Here is a 23,464-nt window from a genome sequence, read left to right as displayed (position 1 = left end):
GCTATGATCTACAAGGCTATCGTCTTTCTTCCCCTGATCGGCTTCCTGATTGCCGGCCTGTTTGGCCGGTCGATCGGCGCCAAGGCTTCGGAATATGTCACCACCGGTCTGATGATCGTGGTCGCCGTCCTGTCGTGGATCGTCTTCTTCTCCGTCGCGCTTGCCCATGGCGAGCCGGGCGAGGTGATCAAGGTCACCGTGCTGCGCTGGATCCAGTCCGGCGGCATCGACGTTGAATGGGCGTTCCGCATCGATACCCTGACGGCCGTCATGTTCGTCGTCGTCAACACCGTCTCGACGCTGGTGCACCTCTATTCGATCGGATACATGCACCACGATCCGCATCGTCCGCGCTTCTTTGCCTATCTTTCGCTGTTCACCTTCGCCATGCTGATGCTGGTGACCTCCGACAACCTGCTGCAGATGTTCTTCGGCTGGGAAGGCGTTGGTCTGGCGTCGTACCTGCTGATCGGTTTCTGGTTCAAGAAGCCTTCGGCGTCTGCTGCTGCCATGAAGGCGTTCATCGTCAACCGCGTTGGCGACTTCGGCTTCATTCTCGGCATATCAGGCGTCTTCGTGCTGTTCGGTTCGATCAATTTCGAAACCATCTTCGCTGCCGCCAGCACCTATCTGCCGGCTGAAGGTGCAGCTTCGACGGAAACCGTCATCAACCTGTTCGGCATGCAGCTGGACAAGGCCAATGCGATGACGGGCGTCTGCCTGCTGCTCTTCATGGGCGCCATGGGTAAGTCGGCGCAGTTCCTGCTGCACACCTGGCTGCCGGACGCGATGGAAGGCCCGACCCCTGTGTCCGCCCTCATTCACGCCGCAACCATGGTGACCGCCGGTGTCTTCCTGGTTGCCCGCATGTCGCCGCTGTTCGAATTGTCGCATGATGCGCTCACCGTCGTGACGCTGGTCGGCGCCATCACCGCCTTCTTCGCAGCGACCGTCGGTCTCGTGCAGAACGATATCAAGCGCGTGATTGCCTATTCGACCTGCTCGCAGCTCGGTTACATGTTCGTGGCACTTGGCGTCGGTGCTTATGGCGCGGCCGTGTTCCACCTCTTCACGCATGCCTTCTTCAAGGCACTGCTGTTCTTGTGCGCCGGTTCCGTCATCCATGCCGTCGATGGCGAGCAGGACATGCGTTACATGGGCGGCCTGCGCAAGCATATCCCCATCACCTTCTGGACGATGACCGTCGGCACGCTTGCGCTGACAGGTGTGGGCATTCCGGGCACGATGATCGGCTTTGCCGGCTTCTTCTCGAAGGACGTGATCATCGAATCCGCTTATGCGTCCCATTCGGTGCTGTCAGGTTTCGCCTTCACGCTGCTGGTCATCGCCGCGCTGTTCACCAGCTTCTATTCCTGGCGTCTGGCGTTCATGACCTTCTTCGGAAAGCCGCGCGCTTCGGCTGACGTGATGCACCATGTGCATGAATCGCCGATGGTCATGCTGATCCCGCTCTTCATTCTCACAGTCGGCGCGATTTTCGCCGGTGTTGTCTTCGAAGGTTATTTCTTCGGCCATGAATATGCCGAGTTCTGGAAGGGTGCTCTCTTCACGCTTCCGGAAAATGAAATCCTTGACGAGTTCCACCATGTTCCGCTGTGGGTCAAGTGGAGCCCGTTCTTCGCCATGACGCTTGGTTTTGTCACCGCATGGTACATGTATATCAAGTCGCCGGAGACGCCGAAGCGTCTGGCAGCGACCCATCGCGGCCTCTATCAGTTCCTCTTGAACAAGTGGTATTTCGACGAGCTTTATGACTTCCTCTTCGTGCGTTCCGCAAAGGCGCTTGGCCGCTTCCTGTGGAAGAAGGGCGACGTGGCCGTCATCGACCACTATGGACCGAACGGCATTGCAGCGCGTGTGGTTGACGTGACCAACCGCATGGTCCGCCTGCAATCCGGTTACCTTTATCACTATGCCTTTGCGATGCTGATCGGCATCGCGGCGCTTGTCACCTGGATGATGCTCGGGAGTGCGTTTTGATGACCGATTGGCCAATTCTTTCAACGGTCACCTTTCTGCCGCTCGTCGGCGTGGTGCTCTTGCTGCTGACCAATGAGAACGGCCCTTACGGTCGCCGCAACATTCTCAACGTCTCGCTGCTGACGACCGTTTTCACCTTCCTGGTTTCGCTGTTCGTCTGGATCGGTTTCGATAATTCGAACCCCGGTTTCCAGATGGTGGAAAAACACGCATGGTTCGGCAACATCGCCGCCTATCATCTGGGCGTCGACGGCATCTCCATGCTGTTCGTCATCCTCACCACCTTCCTCATGCCTTTCTGCGTGCTGGCAAGCTGGCAGTCGGTTGAAAAGCGCATCAAGGAATACATGATCGCCTTCCTGCTTCTGGAAGTCGTCATGATCGGCGTCTTCGTGGCGCTGGATACCGTTCTTTTCTACGTCTTCTTCGAAGCAACGCTGATCCCGATGTTCATCATCATCGGTGTCTGGGGCGGCAAGGATCGCGTCTACGCATCCTACAAGTTCTTCCTCTACACGCTGCTTGGCTCGGTTCTGACCATGCTCGCCATCATGGCGATGTACTGGCAGTCCGGCACAACAGACATGACCGAACTTCTGAAATACGGCTTCCCCGCTGGCATGCAGACCTGGCTGTGGCTTGCCTGTTTCGCCGCTTTCTCGGTCAAGATGCCGATGTGGCCGGTACACACCTGGCTGCCGGATGCCCACGTGCAGGCGCCGACCGCAGGTTCCGTCATTCTGGCAGGCGTCATGCTGAAGCTTGGCGGTTACGGTTTCATCCGTTTCTCGCTGTCGATGTTCCCCTTGGCGTCCGACTATTTCGCACCCTTCGTCTTCACGCTGTCGGTTCTCGCCATCATCTACACCTCGCTGGTGGCGATGATGCAAGACGACATCAAGAAGCTGATCGCCTATTCCTCCGTTGCCCACATGGGTTACGTGACCATGGGCATCTTCGCGGCCAATGTGCAGGGCGTGCAGGGCGCAATCTTCCAGATGCTGTCGCACGGCATCGTGTCGGGCGCGCTCTTCCTCTGCGTCGGCGTCGTTTACGATCGGCTGCATACCCGTGAGATCTCGGCCTATGGCGGTCTCGTGAACAACATGCCGAAATATGCCGTCGCCTTCATGATCTTCACCATGGCCAATGTCGGTTTGCCCGGCACCTCCGGCTTCGTCGGTGAATTCCTGACGCTGATCGGCGTATTCCGCGCCAACACGCTGGTCGCGCTGTTTGCGGCAACCGGCGTCATCCTCTCGGCCGCTTACGCGCTGTGGCTTTACCGCCGCGTGATTTTCGGTGCGCTTGAGAAGGAAAGCCTGAAATCGATGCTCGATCTGTCAACCCGCGAAAAGGTCATCCTTTATCCGCTGGTTGCGCTGACGATCTTCTTCGGCGTCTATCCGGCTCCGGTTTTCGATGCGACAGCCGCTTCGGTCGATCTTCTGGTAAACAACTATACGGCTGCATTGCAGGCGGCGCAAAATGTTGCGCTTTCTATGAATTGACGACAGGACCCGTTGGACATGACCGCTGAAATTCTTTTTGCCAGTCTGCACATCGCGACGCCCGAGCTGATCCTTGCGGTCGGCGCGCTGGCGCTGCTCATGATTGGCGTCTTCTCGGGCGACAAGTCGACAACGACGGTTACGGGCCTCTCCGTGGCCCTGCTGCTCGTCGTCGGTCTCTGGATCGTCTTTGCGCCCGCTTCGGGTGTGGCTTTCGGCGGCGTTTACGTCGCCGATGCCTTCGGCAACTTCATGAAGGTGCTGGCGCTGATCGGCTCGATCACCGCCATGATCCTTTCTGTCGGCCAGAGCCGTTTCGAGCCGGTCGGCCGGTTCGAATATCCGGTACTTCTGGTTCTGGCGACGCTCGGCATCCTGCTGATGATTTCGGCCAACAACCTGATCTCGCTCTATATGGCGCTGGAGCTGCAGTCGCTTGCGCTCTATGTCGTCTGCGCCATCAACCGGGAAAGCCTTCGCTCCACCGAAGCGGGCCTGAAATACTTCGTTCTCGGTGCGCTCTCCTCGGGCATGCTGCTTTACGGCATGTCGCTGGTTTACGGCTTTACCGGCAATACCGGCTTTACCGAAATCGCCCAGGTTCTGACGGCGGAGACCCGTTCGCTCGGCCTCGTCTTCGGTCTGGTTTTCGTTCTTGCCGGTCTGGCATTCAAGATTTCCGCCGTGCCGTTCCACATGTGGACGCCGGATGTTTATGAGGGTGCGCCGACACCGGTCACGGCCTTCCTGTCTGCCGCTCCCAAGATCGGCGCCATGGCGATCTTCGTTCGCATCGTTGTTGACGCTTTCCAGCCGGTCTTTGCCGACTGGCAGCAGATCGTCGTCTTCATCTCCATCGCTTCCATGCTGCTCGGCTCGTTCGCGGCAATCGGCCAGAAGAACATCAAGCGCCTGATGGCCTATTCTTCCATCGGTCACATGGGTTACGCGCTGGTTGGTCTTGCGGCGGGCACCGAGGCCGGTATCTCGGGCGTCATTCTCTACATGACCATCTACATGGTCATGACGCTCGGCACCTTCGCCTGCATTCTCTCCATGCGCCGCAAGGAAATCGGCAATGTCGAAAATGTCGAGGATCTGGCCGGGCTTTCGTCCACCAACCCCTTTATGGCAGTTGTTCTGACGATCCTGATGTTCTCGCTTGCCGGCATTCCGCCGCTCGCCGGCTTCTTCGGCAAGTACTACGTCTTCCTTGCTGCCATTGAAGCCAAACTCTATCCGCTTGCCGTCATCGGTGTGATCGGCTCGGTTGTCGGTGCGTATTATTATATCCGCGTCGTCAAGGTCATGTGGTTCGATGAAGCCAAGGGCAGCTTCGAGCGTCCAGCTGGCGAACTGAAAATCGTTTATGCGCTCTCTGGACTGTTCGTCGTCGCTTTCATCGTCTTCGGTGGTGCGCTCGGCAATGCAGTCACGGTTGCGGCAAAGACGTTCTTTTGAGCAATACGCACAAGCATACGGGCCGGATGTCCATCGATGACTTCCGGCACGAGGCGATGGCGGAAACGCCATCGACCAACATAGAATGTTTCGCCCGCGCAAGGGCAGGCGATGGCGGCAATCTGTGGATCACCGCCATCCGCCAGACTGGCGGGCGCGGTCGCCGCGGCCGGCCTTGGGTGTCTGAACCAGGCAATCTCTACGCTTCGCTTCTTCTCATCGATCCCGCGCCAATGGACCGCATCGGTTCATTGCCGCTTGCCTTTGCGCTCGCCGTCTACCGCGCCATTCGCGCTGTGCTGCCGACGGGTGGCGATCCGCTAGAGATAAAATGGCCGAATGACGTGCTGATCGGGCGCCGGAAGACCTGCGGCATTCTGATGGAAGCCGAACTTCTGCCGGATGGACGCCGCGCCATCGTCATCGGCATCGGCATCAATATCGCCCACAAGCCTGAAAATCCGCTTTATCCCGTCACCATGCTGTCCGAACACGGGGCGTCGTGCTCCCCCGACGAGCTGTTCGCGCATCTCTTCTGCGAGACAGCGGATGTGCTGCAAAGCTGGGATGAGGGCAGGGGCGTTTCCGGTGTCATGGCCGGTTGGCGGGCGGCTGCCTGCGGTATCGGCGAACATATCACCGTCAATTTTCCGGATCGCTCGATCGGCGGGCGTTTCGTTGGAATTGATGATAATGGTTATCTGCTGCTGGATGAGGATGAGGGCACAAGGCGCTCCATCGCCGCCGGCGACGTGTTTTTTGGATGAGGTGGACGGCGTGTCTTCAAGGACCCGCGCCGAACCTCTTCCCACAGGTTGGAGCTTTCCTGCTGCTCATGAAAAGCAGGGTGACAGACCGGCTCCGCATCGGCCCGGTCGATCAGATGATGTTTCATGTCCGATGCTGTTAAACGGGCGGCTGGGCGCGGCATATTGCCGTCGCCAGCGCGCTCTCGTGAATGGATAAGAAGAACAATGACTAAACAGGACGAACTGGTATTTCTGCCGCTTGGCGGCGTCGGTGAAATCGGCATGAATCTCGCGCTGTACGGCTACGGTCCGGAAAGCAAGCGCCAATGGATCATGGTGGATTGCGGCGTTACCTTTGCCGGTCTCGATCTGCCTGGTGTCGATCTGGTTCTGCCCGATATCAGCTATATCGCCGAGCAGAAGAAGAACCTCAAAGGCATCATCATCACCCACGCCCATGAGGATCACTACGGCGCGCTGAACGATCTGTGGCCGGGCCTCAACGTGCCCGTCTATGCCTCGGGTTTCACCGCCGGCATGCTGGAGGCAAAGCGCGCCTACGAGGGCAGTCGTGCCGAAATTCCAATCACCCCGTTCAAGGCGGGTGATCGCATCAATGTCGGCCCTTTCGAAATCGAGGCCGTCGGCGTCAACCATTCGATCCCCGAGCCGATGTCGCTGGTCATCCGCACGCCGCTTGGCAATGTCATCCACACGGGCGACTGGAAGATTGACGAGGCGCCGTCTCTCGGTCCGTTGACGGATGAGGCGCGTTTCCGCGCCATCGGCGAGGAGGGCGTGCTGGCGTTGATGTGCGACAGCACCAACTCGCTGCGTGACGGCGTATCGCCTTCGGAGCACGAAGTGTCTGAGGGGCTGCGCCAGATCATTGAAAATGCCGAGGGTCGCGTGGCCATCACCACCTTCTCCTCCAATGTCGGCCGTATCCGCTCCATCGCGCAGGCTGCGGAAGCTGCCGGACGCGAAGTGCTGCTGCTCGGCTCGTCGCTGAAGCGCGTCGTCAACGTTTCGCAGGATCTCGGCATCATGGAAGGTATCAAGCCGTTCCTGGCTGAAGACGAATACGGCTATATTCCGCGCAACAAGGTGGTCGTCATTCTCACCGGTTCGCAGGGTGAGCCGCGGGCAGCCCTTGCCAAGCTTTCGCGCGATGAGATGCGTAATGTGGCGCTGGCTGCCGGTGATACGGTAGTATTTTCCTCGCGCGCCATTCCGGGCAACGAAAAGGCGATCATCGAGATCAAGAACGGCCTGATAGAGCAGGGCATCCATATCGTTACCGACAATGAGGCTTTGGTGCATGTCTCCGGCCATCCCCGCCGTAACGAACTTCTGAGGATGTACGAATGGACCAAGCCGCAAATCCTGGTGCCGGTGCATGGCGAGGCGGCGCATCTGGTGGCGCAGAAGGAACTGGCTGAACAGGCCGGCATTTCTCAGGTGCCGAAGGTTCGTAACGGCAACATTCTGCGTCTGGCGCCTGGTCCTGCGGAAGTCATCAACGACGCACCGCACGGCCGCGTCTTCAAGGACGGCAACCTCATCGGTGACCTCGACGAGATGGGGATCAGCAACCGCCGCAAGCTTTCCTTCGCCGGCCATGTCTCCGTCAATGTGCTGCTGGACAGCCGCTACGACTTCCTCGGAGATCCCGATGTCGTACCTTTCGGCCTGCCGGAATTCGATGATGAGGGCGAGGACATGGAAGATACGCTCTATGACGCCGTACTCGGCGCCGTGGAAAGCATCCCCCGGGCCCGCCGCAAGGACCTTGCGCTGCTGCGCGAGTCAGTGCGCCGCGCCGTACGCGCCGCTGCCAATCAGGCATGGGGCAAGAAGCCGATCGTGACGGTTTTCGTCACCAAGGTCTGAACCGGAAAATCCCGGGTTTTCAAACCGTCACGCCCCGTCATGTCCGGGCCATCTCGGACATGACGCAATCGCCGTCCGCGATCGTTCCTTCTCCTCTCTTGCAGCTTTTTATACATCTTGCAGGGAAGTGATTCCGGTTCGCGGATGAATGCGTTACAAGGGGCGCATCACGCAGGAGGACGTCATGCCGCTTCTTTCGGTCTTCGCCATTTATTTCATCGTCTGGTGGACGGTGCTTTTCGTTGTGCTGCCGATTGGCCTTCGCACTCAGGAGGAAGACGGCGATGTGGCGATTGGCACGGTTGCAAGCGCCCCGTCAAGGTTCAGGGGCGGGCGCATCGTCTTGTGGACAACGCTGATATCGGCTTTGATCTGCGGGCTCTGGTACGGCGTAACCTGGTGGTTCGGCGTCAGCATGGACGACCTTCCGAGAATTATCCCGGTTTTCGACTGAAGCACTTCACCCACGCCCTAGGATTATAGCGCGCCGCAGAATTTTGCAGCGTGGCTGGCTTCGTGATGCGATTTAAGGCAACATAAGCTGTGCTGCCGTTTTATGAACGGTCGCCACAAGATGCGCCAGTGCTGTCACATGGATGTCATATCAGTCGTGCACACACCATGAGCGTGTCTGGCGGGCAATTCGCTGTCACAATTTTACCGGAATAAGCATTCGGGGTTGTGAACTTCGCCGGAATCAAAAAAAAACAAGGCATTTCAGCCTTGTTTTTCAGGTTTCGCGTGATCTGTAACCGTTACCGGGGCAGCGACAAGCGCGCCTAAGATCGAATCCTCCCAAGACTGACCGCGAAAACGGCAAGAATTTAGACTTCCTGCCTCTTTTGTGAGCTAAAGTTAGCCCAATCACCCATGCTTGTCATCTCATTTTTTGCATATTTGTTACAGTCGGCAAAAAATTCCCTGTGGTGCAATTTGTCGCACCGGATCAAGAATAATATTCCGGCCAAAGCGTTTTGACGCGAATTAGCTATCGCGAAAATGCCACGAAATCGCCTAGGCAGGTCTTTGCATGGCGGGTTTTCTTCTTGGTCAGAAACAGCTATGTACGGCGCCAATATCCCTCTATTCGGGGCGATTCCCGCGCCTTTGCGTGTTGTTGCCCATACCAATGGAAGTCGTCATGCGTCTCAGCCGTTATTTCATGCCCATCCTGAAGGAAAACCCCAAGGAAGCGGAGATTGTCTCCCATCGCCTCATGCTGCGTGCGGGCATGATCCGGCAGCAATCGGCGGGCATCTATTCCTGGCTACCGCTCGGCAAGCGCGTTCTGGACAAGGTCAACAGGATCATCCGCGAAGAGCAAGACCGCTCGGGCGCGATCGAGCTTCTGATGCCGACGCTGCAGACCGCTGAGCTGTGGCAGGAGAGCGGCCGTTATGACGATTACGGCAAAGAAATGCTGCGCATCAAGGACCGTCAGGACCGCCAGATGCTGTATGGCCCCACTAACGAGGAGATGATCACTGACATCTTCCGGTCCTATGTGAAATCCTACAAGAACCTGCCGCTGAACCTCTATCATATTCAGCTGAAGTTCCGCGACGAGGTGCGCCCCCGTTTCGGCACCATGCGCTCGCGCGAGTTTTTGATGAAGGATGCCTATTCCTTCGATCTGACCAAGGAAGACGCAATCCACTCCTATAACAAGATGTTCGTGGCTTACCTGCGAACATTCGAACGGCTTGGCCTGCGCGCCATTCCCATGCGTGCCGATACCGGCCCGATTGGCGGCAATCACAGCCACGAATTCATCATTCTGGCCGACACCGGCGAATCCGAAGTCTTCTGCCACAAGAGCTTCCTCGACCGCGCCATCCCCGCCGATGATACCAACTTCGACGACGTCGCAGCCCTTCAGGGCGTTTTCGACGAATGGACGGCCGACTATGCCGCCACCTCGGAAATGCACGACGAAGCTGCTTATGACGCCATTCCCGATGGCCAGCGCCTTTCCGCGCGCGGCATCGAAGTCGGCCACATCTTCTATTTCGGCACCAAATATTCCGAGCCGATGGGCGCCAAGGTGCAGGGTGCTGATGGCAAGGAACACCCCGTTCACATGGGGTCATACGGCATTGGCCCGACACGCCTTGTTCCCGCCATCATTGAAGCATCGCATGACGAAAACGGAATCATCTGGCCGGCTTCGGTCGCTCCTTTCGATGTCGTGATTATCAACATGAAGGCAGGTGACACAGCCTGTGATGCGGCGTGCGAAAAGCTGTATTACTCGCTCTCCAATGCCGGCAAGGATGTTCTTTATGACGATACGGACGACCGCGCGGGCCAGAAGTTCGCGACTGCTGACCTGATCGGCGTGCCGATGCAGATCATCGTCGGCCCACGTTCGGCAGCGAACGGTGAAGTCGAGGTCAAGGATCGCAAGACCGGCGACCGTGAAACCGTCACAATCGAAGCGGCAATGAACAGGGTGCTTGGCTAAGCGCGAAATGGTGAAAGTGACGAGCGGTTTTCGCCTGAAATCCGCTCCAGCTTTATGAGATCAAGATCAGGGGTCGGTTTTTTGTGAAAACCGGCCTTTCAAGTTCAGATCAGGGAGACGACATGGCAAAAGCCGAGGCTGACAAGGGTGCGGCTCCTTCCGCCCGGGAAAGGACCGCCCGGCCGTTTTCTGCTTTCGAGCGCATGGTGGCCTGGCGCTATCTGCGGTCGCGGCGCAAGGAAGCGTTCATTTCCGTCATCGCCGGCTTTTCCTTCGTCGGCATCATGCTGGGCGTCGCGACGCTTATCATCGTCATGGCTGTCATGAACGGTTTTCGCACCGAGCTGATTTCGCGCATTCTCGGCATCAACGGCCATATGATCGTCCAGCCGATCGACCAGCCCTTCAACAATTATGATGAGCTGGCGAAGAAGTTCTCCGCCATTCCGGGCGTGACGATGGCCCTGCCGCTGGTAGAGGGGCAGACATTGGCCTCCGGTCGCGGTGGCGCCGGCTCCGGTGCGCTCGTGCGCGGCGTTCGCCAGGACGATATCGACAAGATCAAGGAAGTCGCCACCAATGTCAAAACCGGCGATCTCGTCGGCTTCATGGCGGGCGACGGGGTTCTGGTTGGCTCAAGGCTTGCCGCACAGCTTGGCGTGACGGCGGGTGACGATATCACCCTCATTTCGCCTGAAGGCGATGTGACGCCGATGGGTGTAAACCCCCGCGTCAAATCCTACAAGATTTCGGGCGTCTTCGAGATCGGCATGTCGGAATATGACGCGTCGATGATCTATATGCCGCTGTCCGAAGCCCAGCTTTATTTCAATGCCGAAGGCCTGGTGCAATCCATCGAGCTTTACGTCAGTCGCCCCGACAATGTAGACGGCATCCGCCCGCTGGTGGAGCAGGCAGCTGAACGGCAGATCTATATCACCGACTGGAGACAGCGTAACCAGACCTTCTTTTCCGCCCTGCAGGTGGAAAGAAACGTGATGTTCATGATACTGACGCTCATCGTTCTGGTGGCGGCGCTCAACATCATTTCTGGCCTCATCATGCTGGTTAAGGACAAGGGCAGCGATATCGCCATTCTGCGCACCATGGGCGCCAGTTCCGGCGCCGTCATGCGTATCTTCTTCATGACGGGAGCTGCCATCGGCACGGTCGGCACATTCGCCGGTGTGGCACTCGGCGTCATCGTCTGCCTCAATGTGGAATCCATCCGGCAGTTCTTCTCCTGGGTCTCAGGCACGGTGCTGTTTGATCCGCAGCTCTATTTCCTCAGCCAGCTTCCGGCCGAAATGGATATCAGCGAGACCATTACCGTCGTCATCATGGCGCTGACACTTTCTTTCCTGGCAACCATCTTTCCGGCATGGCGGGCTTCCAAGCTCGATCCGGTGCAGGCCCTGCGTTACGAATAAGGACCGCTTCACAATATGGCAAAAAAATCAGTGCTGCGGCTTACCGGCGTCGAGAGGACCTATGGTCAGGGCGAGACGTCGCTCTCCATTCTGCGCAAGGCCGATTTCGAGTTGAAGAGCGGTGAGATGGTGGCGCTTGTTGCCCCCTCGGGCACCGGCAAATCCACGCTGTTGCATCTCGCTGGGCTTCTCGAACATCCGGATGCTGGCGAGGTTTTCATCAATGACGCGGCCTGCAATGGTCTGCCGGATGAAAAGCGCACGGCGATCCGCCGCAGCGACATCGGTTTCGTCTACCAGTTCCATCATCTGCTGCCGGAGTTCACGGCGGTGGAGAACGTGATGATGCCGCAGCTCATCGCCGGTCTGACGCAGGGCGAGGCCCGCAAGCGTGCGAGCGCGCTGCTCGATTACATGCGCGTCGGCCATCGCGGCGAACATCGCCCGGCTGAGCTTTCCGGCGGTGAACAGCAACGTGTGGCGATTGCGCGCGCCGTTGCCAACGCACCGCTCCTTCTTCTCGCCGACGAGCCGACCGGCAATCTCGATCCCGAGACTGCGCATTACGTGTTCGATGCGCTGGAGGCGCTGGTGCGCCAGTCCGGCCTTGCCGCACTGATCGCCACCCATAATCATGAGCTTGCCAACCGCATGGACCGCCGCGTGACGCTTGCAGACGGCAAGATCGTAGACTTCTGATCGTGATGCAGTAAGGCGACCATAACGCCGCCTTTGCGATCTTTTCTGCGGCTGAGTCTGTCTACGGTCAGGTTTCCCGCAAGGCCACTCGTCCTTCCACAATTGAATTTTCACGAACCCGGAGGTGTTTTTGCCTCCGGGTTTTTTGCTTTGGAGTCAGTGGCTTGCCATTCACGAAGGTGGAACCGCAGCCGATTCTGCCGCGTTAGCAAGGGGAATATTGGTAAAAGCCTGTTGACAATCGAACAAAATGAGAACAAAGTTAGAACATAACGAGTAAGGAGAGACCAATGACTGATTTCATCCGTGACGTTGCCGCTTTCGCCTCCATCGCTGTGTTCGTCGCCAGCTTTTCGGTGATCCTCACTGCCCTGTGAAGGGCACACCGGCGCAGAAGCCTGTATAGACGCCGAAAGGCGGTGGACTTTGAAGGCCGAAAATCGGAAAATCGCCCCCTCGATTCAGAATGACAGGATGACGATATGGGCGAGACGGTTACGCGTGGAGAGACCTCTGGCGAAACGCTGAAAACACCCGGTTTCGTCCATCTGCGGGTTCACTCCGCTTACTCCCTGCTTGAGGGGGCTTTACCCCTCAAGAAAATCATGTCCAAGGCCGTTGCAGACGGCCAGCCAGCCATAGCCATTACCGACACCAACAATCTTTTCGTCGCGCTGGAGTTTTCCGAAAAGGCGCGTGACGAGGGCTTGCAGCCTATTATCGGCTGTCAGGTGTCGATCGACATGCAGGATGCGGTGGATGATCGCCGCAACCACAACAGCCACCTTGCCAAGCTTCCAGCCATCGTGCTGCTCGCGGCTGATGCCGGAGGGTACGAGCGGCTGGTGGACCTTATCAGCCGCGCCTATCTGGAAGGCGAAAGCGGTGGCCAGTCCGTGCATATTACCCGTGCATGGCTGGAGGAAGCCTCCAATGCCGGGCTGATTGTGCTGACGGGTGCCTCCGGTGGTCCGGTGGATATGGCTCTGAAGGAAGGGCATACGGCGCAGGCGAGAGAACGCCTGCTGGCGCTGAAATCACTCTTCGGTGATAAGCTTTATATCGAGTTGCAGCGTCAGTCCGGTTTCGACCGCGCCCATGAGCGGCGTATGATCGGGCTTGCCTATGAACATGATATTCCGCTGGTCGCCACCAACGAGGCCTTCTTCCCTTCGAGGGCCGATTATGAGGCGCATGATGCATTGATGGCGGTGGCGCATAACGCCATCGTTTCGGATGACAGCCGGTTCCGCCTGACCCCCGACCATTATATGAAAAGCCGTGAGGAGATGGCGGAGCTGTTTGCCGACCTTCCGGAGGCACTGGAAAACACCGTCGAAATCGCAATGCGTTGCTCGTATGTGCTGAAGAAGCGTGGGCCGATCCTGCCGCGCTTCACCGGTGCCAGCGACGATCCCGAAGCGGCGCAACGGGCAGAGGCCGAAGAGCTTCGCCGTCAGGCCGTCGAAGGTCTTGATCTTCGCCTTGCGGCCCTCGGCATGGCACCTGGCTACACAGAGCAGGAATATCGCGACAGGCTGGATTTCGAGCTTGGCGTCATCGAACGCATGGGTTTTCCCGGTTACTTCCTGATCGTTGCGGACTTCATCAAATGGGCCAAGCAGCAGGATATTCCAGTCGGCCCCGGCCGCGGTTCGGGTGCAGGCTCGCTCGTGGCCTATGCGCTGACCATCACCGATGTCGATCCTCTGCGCTTCTCGCTGCTGTTCGAACGCTTCCTCAATCCCGAACGCGTGTCGATGCCCGACTTCGATATCGACTTCTGCCAGGACCGCCGCGAAGAGGTGATCCGCTACGTGCAGCGCAAATATGGCCGCGAGCAGGTGGCGCAGATCATTACCTTCGGTTCGTTGCAGGCTCGCGCGGCATTGCGCGACGTCGGCCGCGTGCTGGAAATGCCCTATGGACAGGTGGACAAGATCTGCAAGCTGGTCCCCAACAACCCGGCCAATCCGACGCCGCTGTCAAAAGCGATCGAGGAAGAGCCGCGCCTGCAGGAAGAGGCGGACAAGGAACCCGTCGTTGCCCGACTTCTGGATATCGCCCAGAAGATCGAGGGGCTTTACCGTCACGCCTCCACCCATGCTGCCGGTATCGTCATCGGTGACCGGCCGCTGTCGAAGCTGGTGCCGATGTATCGCGATCCGCGCTCCGACATGCCGGTTACCCAGTTCAACATGAAGTGGGTGGAAAGCGCAGGCCTCGTCAAATTCGACTTTCTCGGTCTGAAGACGCTGACGGTGCTGAAGGTTGCCGTCGATTTCGTTGCCAAACGCGGCATCAAGGTCGATCTCGCCGCAATTCCGCTGGACGACGCCAAAACCTACGAGATGTTGTCACGCGGCGAAACCATCGGCGTGTTCCAGGTGGAAAGTGCCGGCATGCGCAAGGCGCTTATCGGCATGCGCCCGGACTGCATCGAGGACATCATTGCGCTGGTGGCGCTTTATCGTCCGGGTCCGATGGAAAACATTCCGGTCTACAATGCCCGCAAGCATGGCGAGGAGGAACTGGAGTCGATCCACCCCACCATCGACCACCTCCTGAAGGAAACGCAGGGCGTTATCGTCTATCAGGAACAGGTGATGCAGATCGCCCAGGTTCTGTCAGGTTATTCGCTCGGCGAAGCCGATCTTCTGCGCCGTGCGATGGGCAAGAAGATCAAGGAGGAGATGGACCAGCAGCGCGAGCGCTTCGTCGACGGCGCGATCAGAAACAGCGTGTCGAAGCCGCAGGCCAACACCATCTTCGACCTTCTGGCGAAATTCGCCAATTACGGCTTCAACAAGAGCCACGCCGCCGCTTACGCCATCGTGTCCTATCAGACCGCCTATATGAAGGCGCATTATCCGGTGGAGTTCCTTGCGGCCTCCATGACGCTGGATATGGCCAACACGGAAAAACTCAATGATTTCCGCCAGGATGCCAGCCGTCTCGGTATAGAGGTCGTGGCACCTTCGGTGCAGACGTCCTTCCGGCAGTTCGAGACGGGTGAGAACCGCATCTATTATTCGCTGGCCGCCATCAAGGGCGTGGGCGAGGGCGCGGTGGAACACATCGTTACCGTGCGCGACGGCAAGCCATTTGCGAGCCTGGAGGATTTCTGCCTGCGCATCGATCCGAAGCAGATCAACCGGCGTGTGCTCGAAAGCCTCATCAACGCTGGCGGTTTCGATTGTTTTGGCCGCGACCGCGCCGAGATGATCGGCGGGCTGGACCGCATTATCGGTTATTCGCAACGCGCGCAGGAAAGCCGCGTTACCGGCCAGTCGGACATGTTCGGCTCCGGCGGCGCAAGCGGTCCGGAAAAGCTCATCCTGCCTGCCTTCCAGCCGTGGCTCGCCTCGGAAAAACTGCTGCGCGAATATCAGGTGCTCGGTTTTTACCTGACCGCACATCCGCTCGATACCTACCGCCCTGTATTGGAAAAGTTGCGGGTGCAGAATTTCGCCGATTTTTCCGCCGCAGTGAAACAGGGGGCGACCGCCGGGCGTCTGGCCGGCACCGTCACCGGCAAGCAGGAACGCAAGACCCGCACTGGCAACAAGATGGGTATCGTCACCTTCTCCGATGCCTCCGGCCAATATGAGGCGGTGTTGTTTTCCGAAGGGCTTGCCCAGTTTCGCGATCTGCTCGAGGTGGGCAAATCGCTTGTTATCACCGTGCAGGCGGAAGAGCGCCCGGAAGGCATCGGTCTTCGCATCCAGACGGCGCAATCGCTCGAGGAGAAATCCGTCCAAATGCAAAAGGCGTTGCGGGTTTATGTGCGCGATTCAGGCCCGCTGAAAACCGTCGCCCGCCACCTCAATACCAAAGGCGACGGATCGGTTTATTTCATCGTCATCAAGGACGAGGGGAGCCGTGAGATCGAGGTGGAGCTGACGGAGAAATACCGTATTTCCCCTGAGATCGCCGCCGCACTTCGCTCTGCCCCCGGCGTTGTTGATGTGGAGCTGGTGTGAGGCCTCAAGCCCTCAAACCGGCCCTTCCTTTGTCACGGTAATGAAGTCCGTTCCCATCCCTGTCTCCATCTGGTGACTGAGGTCGGAAACGGTAATCGAACTGCCGGTTGAAAGCTCTTTCTCGATTCGGGAGCGAATTTCAGCCGGTATTTCGAGGCGATCGAGCACGGCGCTTAGCTGGTCAAAGCCACCGGGCGCTTCGGTAACGGTGATGCCGAGCCGCTTGCGGGCTGCGGCCGGCAGATGGTTTTCCAGTGTTACGCCATTCCATTCGGCGGTTCCGGCTGCGCGGCTGACGGCAATGGCTTCGAAGAAATGCGTTCCGAGTGCCACCTCGGGATCCTTGATGTCGATCGCAGCCTCGAATAGCGGCTTGAAATCCTGTCGCACCATGATCTGGCCATTCGGTGGATGATCTTCGCCGGCGGATGCGTAAAGCGCAGCGACGAAATCGTCGGTCAGTAGCGGCCCGGCGGTTTTCAGCCCCTTCCAGCGCTTGAAACCGTTGACGGCGCTGATCGTCATTTCTCCGGTATAGCCGTCCGGTGCGCCGGCATCGAAGCCAAGGCGGGTCAGCACGGCCTGAATATCCATCACCTTTTCGCGCTCGCCGCGCCGGGTGATGAGGATGCGCAAGGGCGAGGGCTCCTTGCCTTCGGCCATCGGTTTGATGGCTTGCGTTTTTTCATTCACGGCCACCTCAACGGTGCCCAATGCGGCGTCGAAGGTCGCGGGGCGCAGCTCGACGTCGGATAAAAGCAGCTTGCCGTCATCGGCATCGTCCCGCGGCTCAAACAGGGCTGAATGTTGTACGGAGCGCAGAGAAACCGGCCGGTCGGTGATGATGACATGCACGCCGTAGCGGGTCTCGCCGAACAGCGACTGCGCGAATTTCGAAGGCAGGCGCACGCAGCCATGCGAGGCCGGGTAATTTGGCACCTTGCCTTCGTGCAACGCGATGCCCGACCATGTCAGTCGCTGCATGAAAGGCATGGGCGCGGCCGAGTAGATGTTCGATTCGTGGTATTTGCGTTTTTCCAGAATCGAAAAAATGCCGCTCGGCGTCTCATGCCCGGCCTTGCCGGTTGAGACCTTGGATGTAGCAACGATCTCGCCGTTCTCGTAAAGCGCCAGCGATTGATCGCTTTTCGAAACGACGATCTGCAGGGACTTGTTGTCGGCGGCAAGCGCCGGAAAGGCAAGAATGCTGGCCGACAGCATGCCGGTCAGAAGACGGAAGCGAAGGGACATGACGCAATACACCACATGCACAAAACTTCGTTTACTCAACCACGCGAAGTTTAATGAAGTTTAAGGATACAGCGTCTGCCACATCACTAATTTGTGTAATATCTAAAATATGGGCGGGGTGTTGCAGGCCGCAGGGTTTCACGGCGTTTGCAAGCGGCATGACCGCTATTTGCGTGTGCCGAAAGTGTAGCCGGTCTCGACGCTGCCCTTGCCGAACTTGTCGCGCAGCTTGTCCATTGCCGCTTCCGCCGCCGCCCGCCGTTCCGCCTGCCTGTCGACGAGATCGGGAGGATCGGCAAGGTCCGCATCGCGCAGATCACTGACGCCTATGCCGATCAGGCGAAACTTGGTGCCGTCGGTTTCTTTCGCAAGCAGCGAAAGGCCGGTGCGGAATATGCGGTCGGCAAGCTGGGTAGGGTCATCAAGCTTGCGGTTGCGGGTGCGGAGTTTGAAATCGGCCGTCTTCATTTTCAGTACAACCGTCTGGCCGGAAATGCCGCTCTTCTTCAGGCGCCAGGCAACTTTTTCGGAAAGCGACCGCAGGATCGGTACGAGGTCCTCGTGGCGGGAAATATCGTTGAAGAAGGTGGTCTCGGAAGACACGCTTTTCACGGGGTCGTTATTGTGCACGTGCCGTTCATCGATACCGCGCGAAAGCCGGAACAGCCGTTGTCCCATCACGCCATAGCGGCGCATCAGGTCGCCTTCCTCCATCTCCTGCAACTGCGCGATCATGCGGATGCCGTCCGCCTCCAGCGTCGCCGCAAACGCCTTTCCAACGCCCCATATCGTCGTGACGGGCCGTGCTGCCAGAAAGGAAAGCGCTTCCGCTTCGCCGATCACCGAAAAGCCGCGCGGTTTTTTAAGGTCGGACGCGACCTTGGCCAGAAATTTGCAGTAGGACAGCCCGGCCGAGACGGTCACGCCCACTTCTTTTTCCACCCGTTTCACAAATTTCGCCAGAACCCGGGCAGGTGGATCGTGATGCAGCCTCTCCGTTCCGGAAAGATCGAGAAACGCCTCGTCTATGGATAGCGGCTGCACGAGCGGCGTCAAATCCTGCATCATGGTTCGGATCTGACGGCCGACGCGGCTATATTTTTCCATGTCGGGCTTGATGACCACGGCGTCCGGACAAGCTTCCAGCGCCTTGAACATCGGCATGGCGGAGCGCACGCCCTGGATGCGGGCAATGTAGCAGGCAGTGGAAACCACGCCGCGTTTTCCGCCGCCGATGATCAACGGCTTGTCGGCAAGCTCGGGATTGTCCCGTTTTTCAACGGAGGCGTAAAAGGCGTCGCAATCGATATGGGCGATGCTGAGGTCGTAGAGTTCGTCATGGTAGACGAGGCGGGGACTGCCACAGGCGCGACAACGCCTCAGGTCCGCTGGCTGGCCGGCCAGACAGTCGCGGCAAAAACCGGGATCATAAAGATGCGACGTGGACATGGGCCGAAAACAAAACCAGAACGTCGCCAACCATACTCCGGCCGTGACGGTGGCTCAAGGGGTGGTCTGTCAATACTCACCCGAATCCAGTCCCGGGCCGGAAAAATGGTGCCAGGCAGCGGCAACCGTTTCGGGGGATGTGTCGGTCGCCGCGCAGAAGGCCATGAGGTCTGGTTCGTGGCTCATCAGAAAATCGGTGAGCCCCGCCAGAAAGCCGGGATCGTGGGCGGCATGGCGCAGCATATTGGCCTGCAATCCGCTCAGCGCCAGAAAACGCCCGAGCATTTCCGGCTCGTTTGCCAGCCAGCCAAGTATGGCGGCTGCCGTTTCTTGCGGATCTTTTCCGCCATTGTCTTTGTTTTTTGTATCTCTCAGCATTTCTCTACCGAAGTTACCTATTTTGAAACCAAATCGTTCTAGCCTTGCGCAACAAATGGACGATGGAATCGGTTCTCTGGCACCCTATATGTCTGGGAGAAGGTTTCAAAGCGAAACGGGGACTGCCCACCATGCCCAAGCAGGTCATGATAGTCGAAGACAACGAGCTGAACATGAAGCTCTTTCGTGACCTGATCGAGGCGTCTGGCTATACGACGATCCAGACGCGCAATGGCATGGAAGCGCTGGATCTTGCCCGCAAGCATCGCCCCGACCTCATTCTCATGGATATTCAGCTGCCGGAGGTTTCCGGGCTGGAGGTGACGAAATGGCTGAAGGAGGATGATGAGCTGCACGTCATTCCGGTCATCGCGGTAACCGCCTTCGCCATGAAGGGGGATGAGGAGCGCATTCGTCAGGGCGGATGCGAGGCCTATGTGTCCAAGCCGATTTCCGTTCCGAAATTCATCGAAATCATCAAGACCTATCTAGGCGATGCGTAAGGCGGTTGGGGAACTGTTATGACGGCGAGAGTTCTGGTTGTTGACGACATACCCGCAAACGTAAAGCTTCTCGAAGCCCGGCTTGTCGCGGAATATTTTGACGTCGTAACCGCCGAGGATGGTTTCAAGGCGCTTGATATCTGCGACCAAGAACAGGTCGATATCATCCTGCTGGACATCATGATGCCTGGCATGGACGGTTTCGAGGTCTGCGAACGGCTGAAGGCCAATCCGAAAACGGCGCATATTCCTGTTGTCATGGTCACCGCACTCGATCAGCCCTCGGACCGCGTGCGCGGTCTGAAAGCCGGCGCCGATGATTTTCTGACCAAGCCCGTTAACGACCTTCAATTGATCGCCCGTGTCAAAAGCCTCGTGCGCCTCAAGGCCGTCAGTGACGAATTGCGGCTGCGGGCCGAGACCGCGCGCGAGATCGGCATCGAGGAGATGCTGCGCAGCGATGGCCTCATGCAGACGCCTGGCCGCGTTCTGGTGGCGGATGGCCGCGCCAGCTCGCAGGAACGCATCGTCAGGGCGCTGAAGCCGGTTGCCGAGGTCGATGCCGTCACGGAGCCTCAGGCGGCCCTGTTGAAGGCCGCGAGCAACCCCTTCGAGCTTGTCATCGTCAATTCCAATTTTGAGGATTACGATCCGCTGAGACTGTGTTCGCAGCTTCGTTCGCTGGAGCGTACCCGGTTCCTGCCGTTGCTTCTGGTAGCGGAACAGGGGGCGGACGACATGGTGGCGCGGGCGCTCGATCTTGGCGTGAACGATTATATTCTCCGCCCGATCGATCCCAACGAACTTGTCGCCCGGTCTCTGACGCAGATCCGGCGCAAGCGCTATAACGAGCATCTGCGGCTCAATCTCCAGCACACGATGGAGCTTGCTATCGTCGATGGGCTGACTGGTCTTAACAATCGCCGTTATCTCGACAATCATCTGAAGATACTTTTCGACCGCGCCGCCGTGCGTGGCCGCCCGATTTCCATTTGCATGACCGATATCGACCGCTTCAAGCTGGTCAACGATACCTATGGCCACGATGTCGGCGATGAGGTTCTGCGCGAGTTTGCAGCCCGCATCCGCAGCACGGTGCGCGGCGCCGATCTTGCCTGCCGTTATGGCGGGGAGGAATTCGTGGTTGTGATGCCCGACACGTCGATGGAGCTTGCCACAAGCGTTGCCGAGCGCCTGCGGGCAATCATCGAGGACAAGCCGTTTCACGTTCGTTCCATCGACCGCGAGTTGAGTATCACGGCTTCGCTCGGCATCGCCACCAGCAGCGGAGCATTCGGCGCGCCGGACGAGCTTCTGAAGCAGGCCGACAGGGCGCTCTATGAGGCGAAACACACAGGACGCAACCGCGTCGTGGCGGCCGCCGCCTAGAGGCGCAGACCCATGACGCTGAAAATCCGTGCCGCCTTTTGAGACTTTCGACGTTTACCGTTATCGATAGCCGCCCAAAGACCTGGCGGCAAACTGTGGCAAGCGCCAAGTCCCTGACCTTGCCAGTATTTTATCTTCTTGCAATGAGGGGGTGAAGTCTAACAGGATTAATAGAGTTCAAGTTGAAAAATACGTTGAATTCAATCGCTCACGGAACTATAGTGTGCCAGCGTTGTATATTTAACCATGTTTTCCAGGTGATGTATCTCTGGCTTAAGAATTTGTTGATTTTTATTTTACTTCTGCGCACACTCCCAATCGAGAATAACAGTTCTTCCGGCGGTTTTTCCGTCTAGTGATGAAGAAACGATGGCGGTTTACACCGCTGATGTTTCGGTCGTCAGGGGCTGGTATTGCGTAGTTTGAATGCCCCATGATGCTCAGGTCCGCCGCATCTCCTGGATCGTGGGGTCGGTCGGCTGACGATGTCCGAATCGGTTCCTCGTGCCGTGATCACATCGTTGGCCGACCGCCTTATCTCCCAAAATATTCTGTGCTTGTGCTGCCGCTTATAGCGCAGCACATCCGGCTGCGCGCGCAGGCAGCGCGCTGTCGCAGCGGTTGGCGCATTTGGCCGATGAGACGCTGATTGGAGAGGCGCTGGTTAGGCGAGACGGTGATAAAGAGTTTTCCCGCCGTGCCAATAGCGCCGACTGGGTTCCAAACTCAAGAACCGCAACTAGGAAGGTTGCGATTCGTTGGCCCGTGGCGGGCCTTGCGAGGGCGCTGGGGCAAAGAATGCCGTTGGCGGCAATCCTTTCCGTACAAACAAAAAACGCGCCCGTTGGGCGCGCTTTTGCCGGAGAACCCGATCAAGAATTACTTGATCTTGGTTTCCTTGAATTCAACGTGCTTGCGTACAACCGGGTCATACTTCGTCTTCGTCATCTTGTCCGTGAACGTACGGCTGTTCTTGGTGGTGACGTAGAAGGTACCGGTGTCGGCTGTCGACAGCAGCTTGATCTTGATTGTTGTAGCTTTCGCCATGGTCGTCCTGCCTTTAAACAAAAGAGAAGCCGCAGGCGCTTCTCACCTCGGCTAAATCTGGCGCGAAACTACGTATCGCGCCTGAAAAGTCAAGTCTGTTTTGCCCTGAAAACAAAACGGAAGGCATAAAGCACCACGTAAAGCCCGAAAAACACGGCAAGCGCCCAGGCGAAACCATCGGTACCCGCAACATCCATGGAAATGCCGACGGCCTGTGGTCCGGCTATAGTGCCCATGGCATAGCAGAAGATGAAGGCGGCGTTGGCGGCCACCAGATCGGCCCCTTTGAGACGCGATCCCAGATGGGTGAGGCCGACAGTATACATGCCGGATACGAGGCCGCCCCAGAACAGCAGCAGGGCCGCGACGAGAATCCATCTATCCACCAGCAAGGGCAGCGCCAGCGTGCCGCAAACGCCCGCAAAGGCCATCAGCGCCAGCATTGTGCGCCGGTCCTTCATTCGGTCCGAAAGCAGGCCGATCGGTATCTGGAAGACCATGTTGCCGATGCCCATCACGGTCAGCAGAAGTGCCGCCTGCGATTCGTTGAAGCCTTCGCGGGTCGCATAGATGGGAAAGAGCGACAGACCGCCCGCTTGCACGGCGCCGAACACGAAGGCCGCAGCCGAAGCCATCGGCACCAGCCATATATAACGGGCGAAATGGTGGTTCGGCCTTTCGCTCAGCTCCGGGCTTTCGCCGCGCGCAAGGAAGATCGGGATCGCGGCAAGCAGTATGATTGCCGCCCCGACCAGAAATGGCAGGATGCCATCGCTGCCGACCACGGAAAACAATAACGGGCCAACCGCAAAGCCAACCGCAAGTCCGGTGGCGTAGATGCCGAGAACCATGCCGCGTTTTTTCGGCGGCGCGGTCATGTTGATCCAGTATTCGGAGAGGATGAACAGCGTGGTGGTTGCGCCATGGAAGACGATTCGCAGCGGAAACCACATCCAGAAGGCGTCGGCGAAATAGAAACAGAGCGCACTCAGGGCCGACACGACAACGGCAAATAGCATCGTTCGCGCCACGCCGAAATCATGGGCGATCTTGGTGGTCACCGGCGCTGCCATCATCGCCGCAACGCCGGCCATTGCCGAATTTACCCCGATCATGGTGGAGGAGATGCCGCGCTTCTCAAGGATGATCGACAGGAGCGGCAGGCCCAGGCCGATGGCGACACCGACCGCACTGATGGCGGAGATGGCGGCGATCAGTGAGGGCCAGTGAATGGCGTCCGCTTCGCATTTCATTTG

The 23,464-nt window shown here is 58.3% G+C and carries 17 protein-coding genes; 12 read left to right on the top strand and 5 right to left on the bottom strand.

The features are described 5' to 3' along the window. Window positions 1–3: 3 nt before the first annotated feature. The 10 genes from nuoL (at window position 4) to dnaE (ending at window position 16,191) form a co-directional block, all read left to right on the top strand. The gene (gene nuoL, locus AC5SEO_RS13695; RefSeq protein WP_174068296.1) at window positions 4–2,001 is read left to right on the top strand and encodes an NADH-quinone oxidoreductase subunit L; all 1,998 of its coding nucleotides are present in this window, start codon (window positions 4–6) and stop codon (window positions 1,999–2,001) included. Further along, window positions 2,001–3,512, top strand: a complete 1,512-nt coding sequence (locus AC5SEO_RS13690; protein ID WP_013635953.1) for an NADH-quinone oxidoreductase subunit M — start codon at window positions 2,001–2,003, stop codon at window positions 3,510–3,512. The genes nuoL and AC5SEO_RS13690 overlap by 1 nt, the downstream gene beginning before the upstream one ends. Window positions 3,513–3,530: 18 nt before the next feature. Then, complete coding sequence (gene nuoN, locus AC5SEO_RS13685; RefSeq protein WP_003512691.1) at window positions 3,531–4,973, top strand: NADH-quinone oxidoreductase subunit NuoN; 1,443 nt, start codon at window positions 3,531–3,533, stop codon at window positions 4,971–4,973. A gap of 26 nt (window positions 4,974–4,999) precedes the next feature. Beyond that, a complete protein-coding gene (locus tag AC5SEO_RS13680; protein WP_174068297.1) occupies window positions 5,000–5,740 on the top strand; it encodes a biotin--[acetyl-CoA-carboxylase] ligase in 741 nt (246 codons plus the stop codon). A 207-nt stretch (window positions 5,741–5,947) separates the two neighbouring features. Further along, window positions 5,948–7,615, top strand: a complete 1,668-nt coding sequence (locus AC5SEO_RS13675) for a ribonuclease J (RefSeq protein WP_003512693.1) — start codon at window positions 5,948–5,950, stop codon at window positions 7,613–7,615. 148 nt (window positions 7,616–7,763) lie between these two features. Next, a complete protein-coding gene (locus tag AC5SEO_RS13670; RefSeq protein ID WP_003512694.1) occupies window positions 7,764–8,069 on the top strand; it encodes a DUF1467 family protein in 306 nt (101 codons plus the stop codon). Between the two features lie 687 nt (window positions 8,070–8,756). Beyond that, a complete protein-coding gene (gene proS / locus AC5SEO_RS13665) occupies window positions 8,757–10,079 on the top strand; it encodes a proline--tRNA ligase (protein WP_421460154.1) in 1,323 nt (440 codons plus the stop codon). A gap of 122 nt (window positions 10,080–10,201) precedes the next feature. Next, window positions 10,202–11,509, top strand: a complete 1,308-nt coding sequence (locus AC5SEO_RS13660) for a lipoprotein-releasing ABC transporter permease subunit (protein WP_003512696.1) — start codon at window positions 10,202–10,204, stop codon at window positions 11,507–11,509. Between the two features lie 15 nt (window positions 11,510–11,524). After that, window positions 11,525–12,208, top strand: a complete 684-nt coding sequence (locus tag AC5SEO_RS13655; protein ID WP_174068299.1) for an ABC transporter ATP-binding protein — start codon at window positions 11,525–11,527, stop codon at window positions 12,206–12,208. A 482-nt stretch (window positions 12,209–12,690) separates the two neighbouring features. After that, window positions 12,691–16,191, top strand: coding sequence for a DNA polymerase III subunit alpha (gene dnaE / locus AC5SEO_RS13650; protein ID WP_019565483.1), 3,501 nt, complete (start codon window positions 12,691–12,693; stop codon window positions 16,189–16,191). Window positions 16,192–16,203: 12 nt separating this feature from the next. Here the strand turns inward: dnaE and AC5SEO_RS13645 are convergent, their stop codons facing one another. The 3 genes from AC5SEO_RS13645 to AC5SEO_RS13635 form a co-directional block, all read right to left on the bottom strand. After that, window positions 16,204–17,442 carry a L,D-transpeptidase family protein gene (locus tag AC5SEO_RS13645; protein WP_174068300.1) on the bottom strand — a complete coding sequence of 413 codons (1,239 nt, stop codon included), beginning with the start codon at window positions 17,440–17,442 and terminating at the stop codon, window positions 16,204–16,206. A 165-nt stretch (window positions 17,443–17,607) separates the two neighbouring features. After that, complete coding sequence (locus tag AC5SEO_RS13640) at window positions 17,608–18,891, bottom strand: DNA polymerase IV (RefSeq protein ID WP_025593266.1); 1,284 nt, start codon at window positions 18,889–18,891, stop codon at window positions 17,608–17,610. Between the two features lie 69 nt (window positions 18,892–18,960). Further along, window positions 18,961–19,269: a DUF3572 domain-containing protein gene (locus AC5SEO_RS13635; protein ID WP_003512709.1), complete on the bottom strand. Its 309-nt coding sequence runs from the start codon at window positions 19,267–19,269 to the stop codon at window positions 18,961–18,963. A gap of 131 nt (window positions 19,270–19,400) precedes the next feature. Between AC5SEO_RS13635 and AC5SEO_RS13630 the strand changes: the two genes are divergently transcribed. Then, entirely contained in the window at window positions 19,401–19,772 is a 372-nt protein-coding gene (locus tag AC5SEO_RS13630) for a response regulator (RefSeq protein WP_003496409.1), read from the top strand. Between the two features lie 18 nt (window positions 19,773–19,790). Continuing rightward, window positions 19,791–21,161 carry a PleD family two-component system response regulator gene (locus tag AC5SEO_RS13625; RefSeq protein WP_003512711.1) on the top strand — a complete coding sequence of 457 codons (1,371 nt, stop codon included), beginning with the start codon at window positions 19,791–19,793 and terminating at the stop codon, window positions 21,159–21,161. Between the two features lie 879 nt (window positions 21,162–22,040). Here AC5SEO_RS13625 and rpmG read toward each other — a convergent pair. Both rpmG and AC5SEO_RS13615 read right to left on the bottom strand, forming a co-directional pair. Continuing rightward, complete coding sequence (rpmG, locus tag AC5SEO_RS13620) at window positions 22,041–22,208, bottom strand: 50S ribosomal protein L33 (protein ID WP_003496403.1); 168 nt, start codon at window positions 22,206–22,208, stop codon at window positions 22,041–22,043. Between the two features lie 89 nt (window positions 22,209–22,297). After that, on the bottom strand, window positions 22,298–23,461 hold the full coding sequence (locus AC5SEO_RS13615) for an MFS transporter (protein ID WP_019565488.1): 1,164 nt from the start codon (window positions 23,459–23,461) through the stop codon (window positions 22,298–22,300). Between the last annotated feature and the right edge of the window lie 3 nt (window positions 23,462–23,464).

It is taken from the genome of Agrobacterium sp. K11 (assembly GCF_059429395.1).
The sequence above is the reverse complement of the archived record's forward strand: the minus strand, read 5'-3'. Positions and strand labels throughout refer to the sequence as shown.